Annotated in this window: 16 protein-coding genes; 10 read left to right on the top strand and 6 right to left on the bottom strand. The window is 64.5% G+C overall.

Annotated features, from left to right (window positions below; genetic code table 11):
* Window positions 1-274: 274 nt before the first annotated feature.
* Complete coding sequence (locus ACFOMH_RS06355; RefSeq protein WP_377743333.1) at window positions 275-1456, bottom strand: acetyl-CoA C-acyltransferase family protein; 1182 nt, start codon at window positions 1454-1456, stop codon at window positions 275-277.
* Window positions 1457-1570: 114 nt separating this feature from the next.
* On the opposite strand from ACFOMH_RS06355, the gene ACFOMH_RS06350 reads away from it, so the two are divergent.
* The 5 genes from ACFOMH_RS06350 (at window position 1571) to ACFOMH_RS06330 (ending at window position 5117) form a co-directional block, all read left to right on the top strand.
* On the top strand, window positions 1571-1927 hold the full coding sequence (locus ACFOMH_RS06350; protein ID WP_374423414.1) for a winged helix-turn-helix domain-containing protein: 357 nt from the start codon (window positions 1571-1573) through the stop codon (window positions 1925-1927).
* A gap of 65 nt (window positions 1928-1992) precedes the next feature.
* Window positions 1993-2733: a molybdate ABC transporter substrate-binding protein gene (modA, locus tag ACFOMH_RS06345; RefSeq protein WP_377743330.1), complete on the top strand. Its 741-nt coding sequence runs from the start codon at window positions 1993-1995 to the stop codon at window positions 2731-2733.
* Window positions 2730-3422 carry a molybdate ABC transporter permease subunit gene (modB, locus tag ACFOMH_RS06340; protein ID WP_377743329.1) on the top strand — a complete coding sequence of 231 codons (693 nt, stop codon included), beginning with the start codon at window positions 2730-2732 and terminating at the stop codon, window positions 3420-3422. The genes modA and modB overlap by 4 nt, the downstream gene beginning before the upstream one ends.
* On the top strand, window positions 3422-4465 hold the full coding sequence (gene modC, locus ACFOMH_RS06335) for a molybdenum ABC transporter ATP-binding protein (RefSeq protein WP_377743328.1): 1044 nt from the start codon (window positions 3422-3424) through the stop codon (window positions 4463-4465). The genes modB and modC overlap by 1 nt, the downstream gene beginning before the upstream one ends.
* Window positions 4466-4538: 73 nt before the next feature.
* Entirely contained in the window at window positions 4539-5117 is a 579-nt protein-coding gene (locus ACFOMH_RS06330; protein WP_374423422.1) for a transglycosylase SLT domain-containing protein, read from the top strand.
* Window positions 5118-5167: 50 nt separating this feature from the next.
* On the opposite strand, the gene ACFOMH_RS06325 is transcribed toward ACFOMH_RS06330, so the two are convergent.
* Window positions 5168-5764, bottom strand: a complete 597-nt coding sequence (locus ACFOMH_RS06325; protein WP_374423424.1) for a LolA family protein — start codon at window positions 5762-5764, stop codon at window positions 5168-5170.
* 118 nt (window positions 5765-5882) lie between these two features.
* A complete protein-coding gene (locus tag ACFOMH_RS06320; RefSeq protein ID WP_377743435.1) occupies window positions 5883-7106 on the bottom strand; it encodes a UbiH/UbiF/VisC/COQ6 family ubiquinone biosynthesis hydroxylase in 1224 nt (407 codons plus the stop codon).
* Window positions 7107-7234: 128 nt separating this feature from the next.
* Between ACFOMH_RS06320 and ACFOMH_RS06315 the strand changes: the two genes are divergently transcribed.
* From ACFOMH_RS06315 to ACFOMH_RS06295, 5 genes are all read left to right on the top strand, one after another.
* A complete protein-coding gene (locus tag ACFOMH_RS06315) occupies window positions 7235-8563 on the top strand; it encodes an amidase (RefSeq protein ID WP_377743326.1) in 1329 nt (442 codons plus the stop codon).
* A gap of 126 nt (window positions 8564-8689) precedes the next feature.
* Entirely contained in the window at window positions 8690-9883 is a 1194-nt protein-coding gene (locus tag ACFOMH_RS06310; protein WP_377743324.1) for an aminotransferase class I/II-fold pyridoxal phosphate-dependent enzyme, read from the top strand.
* A gap of 3 nt (window positions 9884-9886) precedes the next feature.
* The gene (locus ACFOMH_RS06305) at window positions 9887-12568 is read left to right on the top strand and encodes a DNA translocase FtsK (RefSeq protein ID WP_377743322.1); all 2682 of its coding nucleotides are present in this window, start codon (window positions 9887-9889) and stop codon (window positions 12566-12568) included.
* 51 nt (window positions 12569-12619) lie between these two features.
* Window positions 12620-13288, top strand: coding sequence for a DUF2268 domain-containing putative Zn-dependent protease (locus ACFOMH_RS06300; RefSeq protein WP_377743321.1), 669 nt, complete (start codon window positions 12620-12622; stop codon window positions 13286-13288).
* Between the two features lie 408 nt (window positions 13289-13696).
* A complete protein-coding gene (locus ACFOMH_RS06295; protein ID WP_377743320.1) occupies window positions 13697-14998 on the top strand; it encodes a hypothetical protein in 1302 nt (433 codons plus the stop codon).
* A gap of 72 nt (window positions 14999-15070) precedes the next feature.
* Here ACFOMH_RS06295 and ACFOMH_RS06290 read toward each other — a convergent pair whose 3' ends face one another.
* Genes ACFOMH_RS06290 through ACFOMH_RS06280 form a run of 3 tightly spaced genes read right to left on the bottom strand, consistent with a single transcriptional unit; the run spans window position 15071 to window position 18251 of the window.
* Window positions 15071-16156 carry an HlyD family secretion protein gene (locus ACFOMH_RS06290; protein WP_377743318.1) on the bottom strand — a complete coding sequence of 362 codons (1086 nt, stop codon included), beginning with the start codon at window positions 16154-16156 and terminating at the stop codon, window positions 15071-15073.
* On the bottom strand, window positions 16153-17838 hold the full coding sequence (locus tag ACFOMH_RS06285) for an MFS transporter (protein ID WP_377743317.1): 1686 nt from the start codon (window positions 17836-17838) through the stop codon (window positions 16153-16155). The genes ACFOMH_RS06290 and ACFOMH_RS06285 overlap by 4 nt, the downstream gene beginning before the upstream one ends.
* The gene (locus ACFOMH_RS06280; protein WP_377743315.1) at window positions 17835-18251 is read right to left on the bottom strand and encodes a MarR family winged helix-turn-helix transcriptional regulator; all 417 of its coding nucleotides are present in this window, start codon (window positions 18249-18251) and stop codon (window positions 17835-17837) included. The genes ACFOMH_RS06285 and ACFOMH_RS06280 overlap by 4 nt, the downstream gene beginning before the upstream one ends.
* Window positions 18252-18340: the final 89 nt, after the last annotated feature.

Here is an 18340-nt window from a genome sequence, read left to right as displayed (position 1 = left end):
CCTAACCGGACCATCTCCTTAGATCTCGCGAGCCGTTCCTTCGTGGAACGGCTCGTTTCATTTCTGGCGGTTCACAAGCTTTGATTGCACCGCAACGCGTCACGGCCAATGCCCGCGCCACTTGCCACGCCGGCATGGATATTTGAGTGAAGAAGAAACCGGGCGCCCTGCTTCTTCTTCATTCAAATATCCAGACACAACCTCGGCAAAGCGAAACCCCGCCCCTATTCCGGGAGCGAGGTCCCAACCCTTAGAAGAAAGCGGCCTGCGACGATCAGATGCGCTCGATGGCCAGCGCGATCCCCTGACCGCCGCCGATGCACATGGTGATCAGGCCCTTGCGGCCACCGGTCCGCATCAGCTCATACATGGCCTTGACCGTCACGATCGCGCCGGTCGCGCCGACCGGATGGCCCAGCGCGATGGCGCCACCATTCGGATTGACCTTGGCCGGATCAAGGCCCAGTCCCTTGTTCACCGCCAAAGCCTGTGCGGCAAAAGCCTCGTTCGATTCGATCACATCGAAATCCCCGATCTTAAGGCCGGTGCGCTTCAACAGCGCCTCAACCGCGGGAACCGGGCCGATCCCCATCACCTCGGGGCGGACACCGGCAACCGCATAGCCCAGCACCCGGAGCAGGGGCTTTGCGCCCGCAGCCTGCGCCGCGTCGGCGCGGGCCAGCACGATGGCCGCGGCACCGTCATTGATGCCCGAGGCATTGCCCGCCGTCACCGATCCGTCCTTCTGGAAGGCCGGGCGCAAACCGGCCAGCTTGTCCAGATCGGTGGCCTTGGGATGTTCATCCGTATCGAAGGCCACGACGCCCTTGCGAGTCTTGATCTCGACCGGGACGATCTGTTCCTTGAAATAGCCCTGGGCAATGGCATTGGCGGCCCGACGCTGGCTTTCCAGCGCGAACTCGTCCTGGGCCTGACGCGAGACGTCATGTTCGCGCGCCACGTTCTCGGCGGTGACGCCCATATGCCCGGTCCCCATCGGACAGGTCAGCGCGCCGACCATCATGTCGAGCATCTGCACATCGCCCATCTTGGCGCCAAAGCGCGCCGCAGGCACGGCATAGGGCGCGCGGCTCATCGATTCCGCACCGCCCGCGACCGCGAAATCGGCATCGCCCAGCGCCAGCGACTGCACGGCCGACACGATGGCCTGCGCGCCCGAACCGCAAAGCCGGTTCACGTTCATCGCGGGCGTCGCATTGGGCACACCGGCATCCAGCATCGCCACACGCGACAGATACATGTCGCGCGGCTCGGTGTTCAGGACGTGACCAAAGACCACGTTCCCGATCTTTTCCGGGCCGATCCCCGCACGCTCGATCGCGGCGCGCGTGACCACGGTCGCCAGCTCGATCGGCGGCACCGCCGCCAGGCTGCCGCCAAAGGTTCCGATCGCTGTGCGCGCACCCGACAGGATGACGATTTCAGGTTCCGACATGGGTTCCTCCCCCGGAAGTTTCGATGAGATATGGTGCTATCAGATAGACATCGAATCGCGCGCGAGAAAGCCCCGCATGAAAACGACCCTACGGCACTGCAAAGGAACCCGCCAATGACAGAGGACCCCAGGCTCAGCCTGCGGCTGCATTTCGACAGCGGCATGACCTTTGGCCGGGGCAAGGCCGACCTGTTGCAGGCCGTCGACGAGGAAGGATCCATTTCCGCCGCCGGCCGGCGCATGGGAATGAGCTATCGCCGCGCCTGGTCGCTGGTCGAGGAAATGAACGGACATTTTGCCACGGCATTGGTCGATAGCAGCCGGGGCGGCGCCCGGGGCGGCGGGGCGGCATTGACCGAGGCGGGCCGGCAGGTTCTGGCCGATTACCGCGCGCTTGAATCGCTTTTGCGCGAAGAGGGCGCGCAGCGGTTGCAGCGCCTGCGGGCGGCCCAGCGTTATGCCCAGCCGTAAATAACGCTTGCCTTGTAAGCCGGCGGCTGGTTATGTCCACGCGGATATAACGAAGGATCTGCACGATGCGCCTGCCCCTTGTCGCCGCCGCTCTGATTGCTTTGGCCCCCACAGCCCAAGCTGATGAAATCACGATCTTTGCCGCCGCAAGCCTGAAGACCGCACTGGATGAAATCGCTGCCGACTGGCAGGGCAAGCATGGTGATCAGGTGGTGATTTCCTATGCCGGCAGTTCTCAGCTGGCCAAACAGATCCAGCAGGGCGCGCCGGCGGATCTGTTCATTTCGGCCTCGACCGGCTGGATGGATGCGGTGCAGGACAGCGGCAGCATCGACCCCGCCACGCGCCGCGACCTGTTGGGCAATACGCTGGTGCTGGTCGGGACCGGCAAGCCGGCCGAGGCCCCGATCGCCGATCTGCCCAAGCTTTTGGGCGACGCCAAGCTGGCCATGGCGCTGGTCGATTCGGTTCCCGCCGGCCAATATGGCAAAGAGGCGCTGACCTCGCTGAAGCTCTGGGACAAGGTCGAGCCCCAGGTCGCCCAGGCCGACAATGTCCGCGCCGCGCTAAAGCTGGTCGCGACCGGCGAGGCCCCGCTGGGCATCGTTTATGGCAGCGATGCCGTGGCCGAGCCGGGCGTCAGCGTGGTCGCGACCTTCCCCGAGGACAGTCACAAGCCGATCACCTATCCGGCCGCCGTGACCAAGACTGCCGACACCCCGCAGGCGGCCGTCTTCCTTGACAGCCTGTCGCAGGAACCGGCAAAGTCCATCTTTGAAATGCAGGGCTTTACCGTCAAACAATGACCTTCGGCGACTGGCTTGGCCCACAGGAATGGCAGGCGGTCGGCCTGTCCCTGCGGGTGGCGGGCGTGGCCATGCTGGCCAGCCTGCCGCTGGCCGTCGCTGTGGCCTGGCTTCTGGCGCGGCGGCGTTTTCTGGGGCATGGGCTGTTGAGCGGGATCGTGCATCTTCCGCTGGTGCTGCCGCCGGTCGTCACGGGCTATCTGCTTTTGCTGACATTTGGCACGCAGGGGCCCATTGGCGGGCTGTTGCAGCCTCTGGGCATCACCTTTGCCTTTCGCTGGACCGGGGCCGCACTGGCGGCCGGGGTCATGGCATTTCCGTTGATGGTGCGCGCGATCCGGCTTGGGTTTGAGGCCGTGGATCCAAGGCTGGAACAGGCGGCCGCGACGCTGGGCGCGCCGCGCATCTGGATTTTTCTGACCGTGACGCTGCCCCTGATCCTGCCGGCGATCTTGGCCGGGGCGACGCTGGGCTTTGCCAAGGCCATGGGCGAATTCGGCGCCACGATCACATTCGTTTCGAACATCCCCGGCCAGACCCAGACCCTGCCATCGGCCATCTATGCGCTGTTGCAGGTCCCCGAGGGCGAGGCACAGGCGATGCGGCTGGTGCTGGTCTCGGCCGTCATCGCCATCGGGGCGGTGCTGGCATCCGAATGGCTGGCCCGGCGGATGCAGGGGCGGCGCTGATGCTTGAGGTTGCCTTTCGCCACGATTTTCCCGACCGGGCGCTGGATGTTGCGTTTCAGGCGCCGGGTGGGGTGACGGCGCTGTTCGGACCCTCGGGTTGCGGCAAGACCACGACGATCAATGTCATCGCCGGTCTGATGCGGCCGCAACAGGGGCGGGTCGCGCTGGACGAAAGGGTGCTCTTCGATGCCGCGACCAACCTGCCGTCTCAGGCGCGGCGCATCGGCTATGTCTTTCAGGACGCGCGGCTTTTCCCGCATATGACGGTCGGCGCGAACCTGCGTTACCCGTCACGGTGGCGGCCGGGGGCGGCGCGCGATTTCGACCGCATCGTGGATATGCTGGCGCTGGGGCCGCTTTTGGACCGCCGCCCCGCCACCCTGTCGGGGGGCGAGCGTCAGCGCACAGCCATCGGCCGGGCGCTGTTGTCGGACCCGGCGCTTTTGGTGATGGACGAACCGCTGGCCGCGCTGGACGAGGCCCGCAAGGCCGAAATCATGCCCTGGCTGGAACGTCTGCGCGACGAGATCCGCCTGCCGATCCTTTATGTCAGCCATTCTGTCCCCGAGGTGCTGCGACTGGCCAATACGCTGGTCCTGATGCAGGCGGGCCGCGTCACCCATGCCGGCCCCCTTAGCGGCGTGCTGGCCGATCCCGATCTGGCGCCGCATCTTGGCGCGCGCGAGGCCGGTGCCCTGATCCGTGCCCGCATTCTGGGGGCCGAATCCGACGGGCTGATCCGCGCGGCGACCGGGGGCGGCGAGTTCCTTTTGCCGCCCGGTTCGGGCGTGGCGGGACAGGAATTGCGCCTGCGCATTCTGGCCCATGAGGTGATCCTGTCGCGACAGGCGCCCGAGGGGCTTTCGGCGCTGAACGTGCTGCCGGTCCGGGTGCTGCGCATCGAGGGGGGGCTGGTGCAGCTGGCTCTGGGGGATGAGCGGATGCTTGCGCAGGTCACGCCGCGTTCGGTCAAGGCATTGGATTTACAGCCCGGAACCGCCTGCCATGCCATCGTGAAAACCGTTTCGGTTCTGCCCAGCTAGGCCGATCACGCCGATCCTATTTGCGCGGGACCGCGATTTCCGCTTATTCTCGCCCAAAAAACATGAGGGCAGTATGAACAGGTTTCTCAAGCTCGCCATTATCGGGCTGGTCGCCTCGTGCGGGGGCGGCGGCAGCTATAAGGCGCCGCGCAATCTGGAAAACGCCTGCGCCATCGCCGCCGAGCGGCCGGCCTATATGCGTGCCATGAAGGCGACGGAACGGCGCTGGGGCGTGCCCGTTTATGTGCAAATGGCCACAATTCATCAGGAATCCAAGTTCATCGGCGACGCGCGCACCCCGCATCGCTATGCGCTGGGGATCATTCCGGTGGGGCGGCAAAGCTCGGCCTATGGCTATAGTCAGGCGCTGGACGGCACCTGGGACGAATACCGCAAATCCACCGGCAACCGCCGCGCCCGGCGCGACAATATCCGCGACGCTACCGATTTCATGGGCTGGTACATGAATGATTCGTCGCGGATCCTGGGGATTTCGAAATACGACGCTGCGTCACAATATCTGGCCTATCACGAGGGGCGCAACGGGTTCGCCCGCGGCTCGCATCAGGGCAAGGGCTGGCTGATGGGCGTCGCCGGCAAGGTGAATGCGCGCTCGGAACTCTATCGGATGCAGCTGGCCTCCTGTCGCTGAGGGATCGCGGGGCGCGCCGGCCTGTAAGGCACCCCGCGCATCGCGCCTGATCACTGGCGGCGGGCGATTTCGTTGGGGATCGCGAAAGCCGATGCCGGGATCGAAACGCCGGTCTTCATCTCGCCAAGGATGACGGTCGTGCGCTGACCGGCATCATCGGTCACCACCCATTGCCGCAGCTGGGTGGGATTGGCCGAAAACACCATCTGGATATTGCCGTATTCGGGATGCGCCGGATCCTGCGCGGTGACCACGGTCGTGTTCTTTTTCTCGGCATAGCCAGTGACCATCCGGGCCTGACCCAGATTGATGTTCGGCGCCAGAATCAGCGACAGCGGCGTTTTCGACAGCGGATATTGCTGCGGCCCGCTGCGCGATTTGCCATCAAAGACCGCGACCTGTCCGGCCGAGGCCAGAACCAGCGTTCGGTCGCCCTTATATTCGAAACGCACCCGGTTCGGGCGGTGAATATAAAGCGTGCCCGTGGACATCGAGCCGTCGCTGTTCACCTGGGTGAAATCCGCCTTGGCGGTCTTGAGCGCGTTGAGATAGCGCGAGATCTCGTTCAGGGAAATCTTCTCGGCCAGGGCGGGAAAGGCCATGGCAAGGACAAGGACGGGCGCAAGGGCGAGCGATCTGAGTTTCATGTGCCGAAAATACCGTTTCTGCGATTTTGATGCACATCACGTTCGCTTGGACATGCCGGGACTGAACGCTCGCACCGCCGTGACCGTTCCATGCCGTTTTCGTGCGTGATCTCCGCGCCTAAAGCCGCTGCCCGGTCAGGAGCCGCGGCATCGGGTCAAGGCTCAGCCCCGCCGCCTGTCGCATGAAACGCCGCCGCAGCGGCGGAACCGCATCGACCAACCCCATGCCCAGTTCACGCGCCGCGCGCAGCATGGGATTGCCGTTCGAAAACAGCGCGTTGACCCCGTCCATCCCCAAAGCCAACGCGGTCGCATCCGGCCGGCGCCAATCCTGATAACGGCTCAGAACCGACAGGGTGCCGATATCCTCGCCCCGGCGATGGGCGGTGACCAGAACCTCGGCCAAGGCGGCCACATCGCGCAGACCAAGGTTCAGCCCCTGTCCGGCGATGGGATGGACGCCATGCGCCGCATCCCCGATCAACGCGATGCGCGGCGCGACATAGCTCTCGGCCAGCGTCAGGTTCAGCGGATAGGAAAATCGCGGCCCCGCCAGACTGATTTCCCCAAGGAAATCGCCGAAACGCGGGCGCAGCACCGCCAGAAATTCGTCATCGGGCAGCGCGGCGATGGCGCGGGCATTGTCGCGGGTCTCGGACCACACGATCGAACTGCGATTGCCCGGCAGGGGCAGGATCGCCAAGGGCCCGGTCGGCATGAAATACTGATAGGCGGTGCCCTCATGGGGCAGGGCGTGATCGACGGCCGCGACCAGCGCGATCTGGCCGTAATCATGACCGCTGCGCCGGATCCCGGCCCGGGCGGCGGTGCCCGATTGCCGGCCATCGGCTCCGACGAGCAGCCGTGCCCGCAATTCGCGCCCATCCGACAGGGTAACCCCGATCCCGGCGGGACCGGGCGCCTGATCTTCGACCGAGAGGCCGGGCAGATGCGTCACGCGCCCCGCCATCGCCGCCAGCAGCGCGCGATAGAGAAACCGGTCCTCAAGCATATAGCCCAGCCGGCCCTCTTCGATTTCGGCGCCGTCGAAATGCAGGCCGAACGGGCCGGGGCCGCTGCCGGGCTGACCCTGTGTGGCCTGAACCCGGCGGATGACCTGGGCCTGATCTTGCAAGGCTGGCCACAGGCCCAGCGCCGCGAACAGCCGCTGCGACGCCAGCGCCAGCGCATAGGCGCGCCCGTCAAAGGCATCGCCCGCCCGCGCATCGGCGGGACGCGCATCGACGACCGCGACCGACAGGCCCGCATCGGCCAGCGCCAAGGCCAGCGCCGGGCCATTCAGCCCGCCCCCTGCGACAACGATGTCGAAATCCCTATCCATGCCGCGCAATATGACCGCCCCGCCGGCAATGTCCATGCGGCAAAAGCCATCGCCCGGCATCCCTTGCCGATTGCAGGCGCATCACGCCGCGGATACCCTAGGCGTAACGGGAAGATACGAGGGACCATATGGATTGGCTAAAGGCACCGGCGGCCGAACAGGGGCGCGCCATTCTGGCCGGGCTGATCAGCCCGGTCGAACAGGCCGAAGCCTATCTCGATGCCATCGCCCGCCATCCTTACGGCAAACGCATCTATGCCCGCACCACGCCCGGACGCGCCCGCGCCGAGGCCATCGCCGCCCATGACCGCGCCCGCGCCGGGCTGCGGCGCGGGCTTCTGGACGGTGTCGCGATCAGCTGGAAGGACAATATCGACAGCTCTGGCATCGCGACCGAAGCCGGTTCGCGCCTGTTGAGCAAGCGCATGCCGACGCAGGACGCGGCGATCCTGGCCGGGGCGACGCTGGACGGGCTGGTCTGTCTGGGCAAGACCCATATGACCGAGCTTGCCTTTTCCGGGCTGGGCGTGAACCCGATGACGGCAACGCCGCCCAACAGCATCGATCCGGCGCTTGCCCCCGGCGGGTCCAGTTCGGGGGCGGCGGTGTCGGTCGCGCTGGGGCTGGCGGCGGCGGCCATCGGCACCGATACCGGCGGGTCGTTGCGGGTGCCGGCGGCCTGGAACGGGCTGGTGGGTTACAAGCCGACCCATGGCGCGGTCAGCGGCGCGGGCGTGGTGCCGCTCTGCCGGCGCTTTGACGTGGCCGGCCCCATTGCCCGCACGGTCGAGGATTGCGCCGAAATCTATGCCGCGCTGCGCGGCGACAATGCGACCGACCTCAGCAGCGCGTCGGCGCGCGGACTTCGGCTGATGGTGCTGGACGGCATTCCCTTTGACGGCGCGCGCCAAGGTCCCGTCGCCGCCTTCGAGGACGCGGTGCGGCGGCTGGCGGGCGCGGGCGCGCGTGTGACCCATGCCGCACCCCCCTGCATCGCCGAGGCGATCGCCCTGGCCCCGACCCTGTTTGCCCCCGAAGCCTATGGCATCTGGCGCGATCAGATCGAGGACGCGCCCGAACTGATGTATCCGCCCATCCTGGAACGGTTCCGGGGCGGGCGCGATATCACGGCCGCCGATTACGTCGCCGGCTGGGAGGAGCTGAACCGCCTGCGCGCCGACTGGTCGCTTCTGGTTGCGGGCTTCGACGCGGTGATTCTGCCGACCGCGCCGATCCTGCCGCCGGATGTGGACCGGCTGTTGTCCGAGCCGGATTTCTTTGCCGCCGAAAACCTGCTGACGCTGCGCAATACCCGCATCGCGAACCTTCTGGGCCTGCCCGCGATCAGCCTGCCGACCGGACAACCCGCCTGCGGCATCATGCTGATGGGCCGGGCCGGACAGGACCGCGCGCTGTTGACCGCCGCCGCCGGCGCCGAGGCCGCATTGCGCGGCTAGCTGTGGGAATCGCGGCAAAATGCCGGGAAAACAGGGCGGAATGGGCCGCGAAACTCTGGACGCACGGCCCCAATGCCGGTAATCTTGCCGCAAACGGGGCGAAACGACCCCGAATGAGAGGCAGACATGGCATCACCCGAGCGGTTCGCGAACCTGCCGGATTACGCGTTTCCGCGCCTGCGGGCGCTGCTCGCGGGCATTGAACCCGGCGGCGAACCCACCGTCATGACCATTGGCGAGCCGCGCCATGCGCTGCCGGATTTCACCGGCCCGATCCTTGCCGCGCATGTAGACGAGTTCAGCAAATACCCTTCGAATGAGGGCACGCCCCAGCTGCTGGCCGCGATTTCGGGCTGGCTGGAACGCCGCCACGGCATCGAGGTCGCGCCCGAACGGATCGTCACGCTGAACGGGACCCGCGAGGGGCTGTTCAACGCGGCGCTTGCCCTGTCGCCGGAAACCAAGAACGGCCAGCAGCCGGCGATCCTGATCCCGAACCCCTTCTATCAGGTCTATGCCGTGGCCGCCGCCGCCGTGGGCGCCGAGCCGGTCTTTGTCCCCGCGACGCCGGACACCGGCCATATGCCGCGTTACGCGGATCTGGATCCGGCGGTTCTGGACCGCACGGCGATTGCCTATCTGTGTTCGCCCGCCAATCCGCAGGGCGCCATCGCCAGCGAGGATTTCCTTGAAGAGCTGATCGCGCTGGCGGATCGGCACGATTTTCTGATCTTTTCCGACGAATGCTATTCCGAGATCTGGCGCGACGCACCGTCCCCCGGCGCCTTGGCCGTGGCCACGCGCATGGGGCTGGCCGACCGGGTGGTGATGTTCAATTCGCTGTCCAAGCGGTCGAACCTTGCCGGGCTGCGCTCGGGCTTTGCCGCGGGCGGGCCGGGCCAGATCGCACAGATGCGGCGGCTGCGCAGCTATGCCGGCGCGCCCCTGCCCCTGCCGGTGCAGCGCGTCAGCGCCGCCGCCTGGAGCGATGAAGATCACGTCACCGCCAGCCGCGCGCTTTATCAACAGAAATACGCCATCGCCGACCGGGTTCTGGGCAATATCCCCGGCTATCAGCCCGTTCAGGGCGGGTTTTTCCTGTGGCTGCCGGTGCCGCCGGAAATCGGGGACAGCGAGAATGCGGCGAAAAAGCTGTGGGCCGAGGCGGGTATTCAGGTGCTGCCCGGCACCTATCTGTCGCGCGATGGCGCGGGCGGAAATCCGGGCCGGAATTTCATCCGGGTGGCGCTGGTCGCTTCGGCAACCGAGACCGAGGCGGCGCTGAACCGCCTGAAAAACTGTTTGTATCAAGAGGGTTGACGCATGGCGAGCTGGCAGGCGAAACACCGCGATCCGCTGTTTGACCAGAACACCCAGGCCGCGCTGGAACGGCGCGGCAAGGAATTGCTGGGCGCGGGTCTGGTGGTTCTGGGCGTATTGATCGCGATGATGCTGATCAGCTATTCGCCCGAGGATCCCAGCTTCATGTCGGCGACCGACCAGCCGGCGGTGAACTATCTGGGCCGGCCTGGCGCCTATATCGCCTCGGCACTGTTCATGATCACCGGCTATGGCACCTGGGCGCTGGTGCTGGGCGCGGTGGTCTGGGGGCTGCGGCTGATGCTGCACCGGGGCGAAGAACGGATCATGCGCGGGATTTTCCTGCCCATCGCGGTGGTCCTGGTTTCGGTCTATGCGACCTCGCTCGCGCCGCCGGCGGATTGGACGCAAAGCTTTGGGCTGGGCGGGCATCTGGGCGACATGCTGATGGGGGGCATGCTTTCGGCGATGCCGATCCGGGCCTCGATCGCGATCAAGTTTCTGGCACTGCTGACCGCCGCCGGGGCGGTCGCCTTTCTGGCCTTTGTGCTGGGCTTTGACAGCAAGGAACTGACCGCGATCCGGCGTTTCCTGCTGGACGGGCTGGCGACGGCGCGGCTGTTGGCGCTGCATGCGCTGGACCGGGGCGCAAGGCTTTCATCAGGTGCAGCGCGCGAGCTGAAATCCCGTGCCGACGCCCGCCGCGAACGCACCGCGCGCGCCGGCGCCGCCAGCCTGCCGCAACCGGTGCTGTCGCGCGATGCCGCCATGCCCACGCTGGGCCGCGCGCCCGCGCCCCTGCCCGAGGATCGCGGCATCGAACCCGAGCTGGTCGAGGCCGAAACCCATTATGACGACGATGACGAGGCCCCCAGCAATGCCGCGATCAGCGCCCGCATCACCGATGCGATCCGCCAGCGCGGCGAACGCCCCGAGGGCAAGGGCCTTTTGTCCGCCGTCACCCAGCGCCTGACCGGAAGCCGCGCCCCCCTGCCCCGGACCGAACCGCCGCTCAGCATGGATGAGGACGGCAACGACCTGCCGCCGCCCGCGACCGCGACCCCGTTCGGGGCCGAGACGGCCCGTGTCGTGGTGCCGCCCAAAAAGCCCGCGCCCGCCTCGCGTCAGGCCCAGTCCGAGGCCCAGCCGGCACTGCGTTTCGACGAAACCGCCAATCATTACGAGCATCCGCCGCTGTCGCTTTTGGCCGCGCCCGATGCCGTGCCCCGCCATCAGCTGAGCCAGGAGGCGCTGATGGAAAACGCCCGCATGCTTGAGGCGGTGCTGGACGATTACGGCGTCAAGGGCCAGATCACCGAGGTTCGCCCCGGCCCGGTGGTCACGCTTTACGAACTGGAACCGGCGCCGGGCCTGAAAGCCAGCCGGGTGATCGGGCTTGCCGACGATATCGCGCGCTCGATGTCGGCGCTTTCGGCGCGGGTTTCGACAGTGCCGGGGCGCAGCGTGATCGGGATCGAATTGCCCAATGCGCGGCGCGAAAAGGTGGTGCTGCGCGAAATCCTTGCCTCGAAATCCTATGGCGACGGCACGCAGCCGCTGCCGCTGGCGCTTGGCAAGGATATCGGCGGCGGCCCGGTCGTCGCAAACCTTGCCAAGATGCCCCACCTTCTGATCGCGGGGACCACCGGTTCGGGCAAATCGGTCGCGATCAACACCATGATCCTGTCGCTGCTCTACAAGCTCACGCCCGAGGAATGCCGGCTGATCATGATCGACCCCAAGATGCTGGAGCTTTCCGTCTATGACGGCATCCCGCATCTGCTGTCGCCCGTTGTGACCGACCCGAAAAAGGCGGTCGTCGCGCTGAAATGGGTCGTGGGCGAGATGGAGGAACGCTATCGCCGCATGTCCAAGATGGGCGTCCGCAACATCGAGGGCTATAACGGCCGCGTCCGCGAGGCGCTCTCCAAGGACGAGATGTTCAAGCGCACCGTCCAGACCGGCTTTGACGAGGATACCGGCGAGCCGGTCTTCGAGACCGAGGAATTCCAGCCCGAGACCTTCCCCTATATCGTCGTCATCGTCGACGAGATGGCCGACCTGATGATGGTCGCCGGCAAGGAAATCGAGGCCTGTATCCAGCGTCTTGCCCAGATGGCGCGGGCCTCGGGGATCCATCTGATCATGGCGACGCAACGGCCGTCGGTCGATGTCATCACCGGCACGATCAAGGCGAATTTCCCGACCCGGATCAGCTTTCAGGTCACCTCGAAAATCGACAGCCGCACCATCCTTGGCGAACAGGGCGCCGAGCAATTGCTGGGCCAGGGCGACATGCTCTATATGGCCGGCGGCTCGAAAATCACCCGCGTCCACGGCCCCTTTGTCAGCGACGAAGAGGTCGAGGAAATCGTCAACCACCTGAAATCCTTTGGCCCGCCGAGCTATATGTCCGGCGTGGTCGAGGGCCCGGACGAAGACAAGGCGGACAGCATCGACATGGTGCTGGGCCTGTCCACCGGCGAAGGGGGCGATGCGGAACTTTACGACATGGCCGTGGCCATCGTCGCCAAGGACCGCAAATGTTCGACCAGCTATATCCAGCGCAAGCTGGCCATCGGCTATAACAAGGCCGCCCGTCTGGTCGAACAGATGGAGGATCAGGGCGTGGTTTCGCCGGCCAACCATGTCGGCAAGCGCGAGGTGCTGGTCCCCGAGGTGTGAACGCCCTAGATTGCGCCCCGAAACAACCGGGCCAAAAGGGGCCAAGGGGCGATGACTGTCTGGAACATTCACTTTCTGAACGCGCGCGACGATCTGACCGGCGTTCTGCCTGAAATCAGGGCGGCGGCGCGGGACGCGGTCGCGCGGGTCGCGGATCACGCCGAACTGCCGCGCTTTGATCTGGTCCTGCGCGCGCAGGTCGAGGGCGTGATCCCCGATTGGGGTCTGCGCGGGGCGGCACCCGCGCCCGGCGTGATCGAAATCGTGCTGACCCCGGCGCGCTTTGACCCCGATCTTATGGTGCGCACGCTGGTGCGTGAATTTCACCATCTGATCCGGCGCGACGGGCCAAATCCCGGCCGGTCGCTGGGCGATGCGCTGGTCGGTGCCGGGCTGGCGGGTCATTTCGTCCTGCAAGTGCTGGGCGGAAAGCCCGATCCCTGGGACGCGACGGCGCCCGCGTCCGGCCTTGCGCGGCGGGCGATCAAGGAATGGTCGCGGCTGGATTTCAGCCATGACGACTGGTTTCTCGGCAAGGGCGATATCCGCAAATGGTCGGGCTATGGGCTGGGCCACAAGCTGGTTGCGGAATTCATGACGCGAAACCCCGGCGAGAATGCGGTGACCCTTGCCCATCGCAAGGCCGACGATTTCCGCGCAATCGTCCGCCAGATGGTCGATGGCGAAAATGGCGGCGCTGAGCCGTCCGAAAAGGATTGACCACGCACCAGCAACACGCATTGTGCGACGCAGTAGATCAGAACTAAAAAAGCTAGATAAGTTTGGCACCACGCCAAGTCTTTTAATGCACAGGCGCAAGCCCTCCGAGAGGCGGGCAATAGTGAAGTGTAGAGGCTAGAGGTAGCTGACGCATTCGCATCTGCTTTATGCCCATCATTTCTTCCCCGAATAAAATCATACGCGTTCAGTTCGTAAGAGATCCGTGCCGCGCAATTTACCTGGCTCAAGGGCAATCCAAACCGATCGGCGGCATAGGTCGGGTTCACGAAAAATGCAGAAATAACATCTAAACTTATGTGAAGGTTCGGTGACATCATAAGCAGTTAGTGACAACGGGCGGTGGCCCTGATACGCAACTGTAAGTTTCCCATCCTTCAAGGAGGCCGAATGTCCCGCTGGTCCGAACAATTCGACAATCACCAAATCCACATGACTGTTCAGACTTTGCAGAGCTGGCTGGAAGTAGAGGTGCAAGAGATCGATGCCGAGCATGAGGAAGAGCGCCGCAGACTAAAAAAGGTGATCGCCCTCATAAAAACGGCGTTAGATCGGCAGGACCCAGAGCTATTTTCTGAGAGCCTTTTGACAAATCTCAACAATCAACTCCGACATCCTCAAGCCTGGAATCAGGCAGATAGTTATTCATCCAGCGGAAATGTTCAACATATTCGACACATCAACGACCACCTGACCAGCCAATTACATTTAGTTAATCAAATTCCCACATTTTCTCACCCAAAAGAAACTTCAAAAGCGATCCGATCCATTGAAGAGGCTTTTGACAAGTTCTGCGTACTGATTGAGCGCACAAAGCAAAGCTTTGAGACAGATATGTCTGAAGCGAATAAGAATCTGACGGAGCTTCAAGCCGGGTTGGTCGAGCAGAAAGCGGACCTTGAGCACCTTAAGGCAGAGACGGATTCAGCACTTGGTGCATGGCAACGCGAATTTGGAGACACACAAAACTCAAGGGCAGAAGAGTTTTCTTTGGCTCAGATTCAGCGTGGTGAAAAATTTGACGAAACTGTGCGAAATATCCGATCAAATTCGGAAACTGAGACGAAAGAAGTTAACGCAAAACACAATGAGCAGCTGAAATCCAGCTTTGAGGCATACACTACGAATGCCCAGAGATATATCGACGACATGAAGGCGAAGCATATGGCGATCCTAGAAATCCACGGTTTAGTTGGAACCGATGGTGTCGCGGGTGGCTATCAAAAGACGGCGACTGATGAACACAAAGCCGCAAATGCCTGGCGCATCATTGCGATGATTTCATTAGCGCTTACAGCAATTTGGCTGCTGGTGAAGCTTTTCACCGGGTTCGGGGAAACCCCATCTGGCGGCATCAACTGGTCGGAGCTTGTAACGGCCGGATCCCTGACGATGGTTCTTTTGGCCGCAGCTGGATACGCTTCAAGGCAATCAAAAGCCCATCGAGACCTTGAGCAACAGATGCGGTGGTTCTCTCTCGAAGTCAAAGCCATCGACCCCTTCCTATCCTCGCTTGAAGACCACGATCAGAAGGAATTGAAAAAGCAACTGAGTGAACGAATTTTCGGTAAGGATCGGACTGCAAACCAAGCGAAAAGGAACGGCTTAGACGTCGGTACATACAAGGAACTGAGTGAGTCCATTCTCTCACCAGTGCATGAGATCATAAAGCTTGTTGGTAAAGGTCAATGAGCCTAGAGAACCATCCTCCCCCAAATCAAACGCGACTATTTCGACACCTTCACCCTGCCCGACTGAACTGCCCTATCCCCTGGGCCCCATCACCGCCGCACCGGTCTGGGCGATGCCGTCGCCCTGCCCGGGGTCCACGGTCACCACGACCGACAGGCCGGGTTCAAGAAATTCCGCCATGTCCTGATCCGGGTCGATGCTGATCCGCACCGGCAGCCGCTGCGCGACCTTGGTGAAATTCCCGGTCGCGTTCGTGGCCGGAAGGATGCTGAACTCGGACGCGGTGGCGGGGGAAAAGGACTGGACCCGACCGCTGAAACTGCGGTGCTGCAAGGCATCGACGTCAAAGCGGGCCGGATCGCCGACGCGCATCCCGTGAAGCTCGGTCTCGCGGAAATTGGCAATGACCCAGATATCGGCGCCGACATGGCTGACCAATGCGGTGCCGGGCGTGACATATTGGCCGGGATGCACGCCGACCTGTCCCAACGTGCCGTCCGAAGGCGCGCGGATCACGGTATTGTCGAGGTCTATCCGGGCCAGTTCGACCGCCGCCTGCGCCGATGCGATATCGGCCCGTTTCGCGGCAAGCCCGACGCGGGCGCCGTTGACGTTTTCGCGGGCGACGGCGATCGCGCTTTCCGACTGGGCGACCGAGGCCACGGCCTGTCGCAGCGCCAGATGGGTCTGATCGGCCGCACGCTGGGCGGTCACGCCGCGTTCTTGCAGGGCGCTGTCGCGGTCCCAATTCGATTGCGCGGTATCATGCGCGGCCCCTGCGGCCCCAAGCGCGGCCTCGGCCGATTGCAGGCTGGCCTCGGCCGAAAGCACGTTCTGGTTCTGGATCTGCAATGCCGCCTCGGCGGCCTGAAGGCTGGCCTGTGCCTGATTCAGGCGCTGGCGGAACTGGCGGTCGTCGATGCGGGCGATGACCTGCCCTGCGGTGACGTGATCGAAATCCTGCACCTCGACCGTGGAGATATAGCCCGAAAGCTGCGGCGCGAGGCTTGTCACCTTGCCACGGATATAGGCGTTTTCGGTCTGGGGATAGGCCGGCCGGAACGGCGGCAGATGCCATGCGAACAGCACGATCAGGATCCCGGCAATGCCGGCGACAAGGGCGATCAGAGTGGGGATAAGGTGGTTTTTGCCGGTCATTTCGGTTCGGTCCGGTTGATTTGCGATGAAGCCGGCGCCGCAGGCGATGCGGGCCGGAAAGATGCGGCAAGGCGGTCGCGGAACATATGCAGCACCAGCGCCGCCAAGGCCCCGGCCGCGACCAGCGCGATCAGGCGATAGGCATCGTTATAGGCCAGCACAAAGGCCTGGGTCGTGGCGTCGCCCGCGATCTGCACGACTGCCTGCGCCCTGCGCATGGCGCCATCGGCGATCTGGGGGGCCAGCGCCGCCGAACGGGCCGCGATCTGTTGCACCAGCATGGGCGAGGTGGTCGTCAGCTCTTCGCGCAGCACCTGCATATGCACGGCTTCGCGGTGGTTGATGAAGGTCACAAAGGCGCCCGACCCGATCACGCCGCCCAGGCTTTGCGTGGACAGAAAGATGATGATGAAGGACAGGATGTAATTCGGCCCCCGCGCCAGCGCGGAAAGCAGCCCCTGCATCATCGCGGGCGCAAGATAGAGCGTGCTCGCAAAGGCGATCATCGCCTGGCTCAGCATCATCTGCGCGGGCCGGGTGTCGACCGTGGCGTGGCTGTCCATATAGGCGCCGATCCCGATCATCGCCAGCGCGACCAGGTGCAGCCGTGGCACGTTTCCCGGCTTCATGAACGGGATCAGCGCCAGCGCACCGGCAAAGGTCGCCACGATCAGCACCGCGAACAGCGGCATCAGCTGGTCCTGGGTCACGCCCAGCACCTGAAACATGCGCGGCGCGCCCGCGCTTTGCTCGGACAGGATCAGCCGGAACAGCAACAGCGTCACGGTCAGATGGACGACAGTCGGACTGGCCAGCCAGCGGATATCCAGAAGCGGCGCCTTGCGGTGCAGCTCGACGATCACCGCCAGCGTCAGCGCGCCGATAGAGGCGGCGAACACCATGCCCAGCCAGGCGGTATCGGTCCACCAATAGATCGCGCCCATGGTAAAGGTCGCGGACAGACCGCCAAAGCCTGCGGCGATCAACAGCCAGCTGACGATATCGAGCGGCGCGATCGCCTTGACCCGGGGCGGCGAGGTCAGCGGCAGATAATAGACCAGCCCCAGCGCCAGCGCCGCCAGACCAAGCCCCAGCGCATGCAACCCCGCCAGACCCGATCCGGCCAGCAGCGGCGGCGACACGACGCGCGCCAGCATCGGCCCCGCACTGATCGCGGCCATGACCAGCGGCAGGCCCAGCCGCATCTTCCATTGCGGCGGCAGCGGCTCGAGCATGTACATGAAAGCCAGCGTCGACAGCGGCGCGGCCGACATCCCGGACAGAGCCTGCACCAGAACCGCCGAGCGCAGGTCAATGGCCTCGATGCTGATCAGGGACACCACCAGATAGATCGCGACCGCGATCTCGGCAAAGCGGCGCAGGCCGAACTGCATGCGGATCTTGACCAGCATCAGCGGCAGCGCGACGCGCGGAATGGTAAAGGCGACCGTCAGCCACGTCGCCTGTGTGGTCGTCACCCCCAGATTCCCGGCGACCTGGGGGATATTGGTGCTGACAAATCCCTGCGCCACCCCCTGGGTCAGCGCGACAAAGAGCGACACCCCGATATAGGCCAGCGCCACCGGCCATGAATAGGCCGGTGCCGCCGGCGGGCTGGCGGGCGCGGGCGCGGCCGGAACGGGATCCCCGCCGGCATCTATGGCGACCTGGGCGGTGGTCATGGCTTGTCCCGTTCGTCGCCTTCGGCGCGTTGCAGATGCTCGGCATTGGTGGCCATGCGCGCCAGAACACGGCGCGTCGTGGCCACATCCTCGGGCGGGATGCCGTCGATCAATGCATTCTCGACCTCGGCCCGGAACCCCAGCAAAGGCTCGATCCGGGCGGTGTCGGTCAGGTGGACCGCATATTTGCGCGCGTCGCCCGGCAGGGGTTTCCGACGGGCCAGCCCCAGTTCCTCCAGCGCATCGAGCTGGCGTTTCAGGGTGGGCGTCTCGATCCCCAGCGCGGCGGCCAGCTCGGCCTGACTGGCGCCTTCGTTATGGCCGATGGTGACCAAAAGCCGCGCTCGGGCAAAGGTCAGGCCCTGATGCTGCTGCACACGCGATTCGAACCCGGCGCGGATGGTCCGGGTCATGTTCAGAATCGTTTCGAAAAGGGTCGGGGCACGCTGCGGCATGGTTATTAGCTTGCTAATGATTTTCGTTAGCAAGCTAATAACCGTGC

Source organism: Paracoccus mangrovi (assembly GCF_042648425.1).
GTDB lineage: Bacteria > Pseudomonadota > Alphaproteobacteria > Rhodobacterales > Rhodobacteraceae > Paracoccus > Paracoccus mangrovi.
Note: the sequence above shows the minus strand (reverse complement) of the source record. Positions and strands in the feature narration are given on the sequence as shown.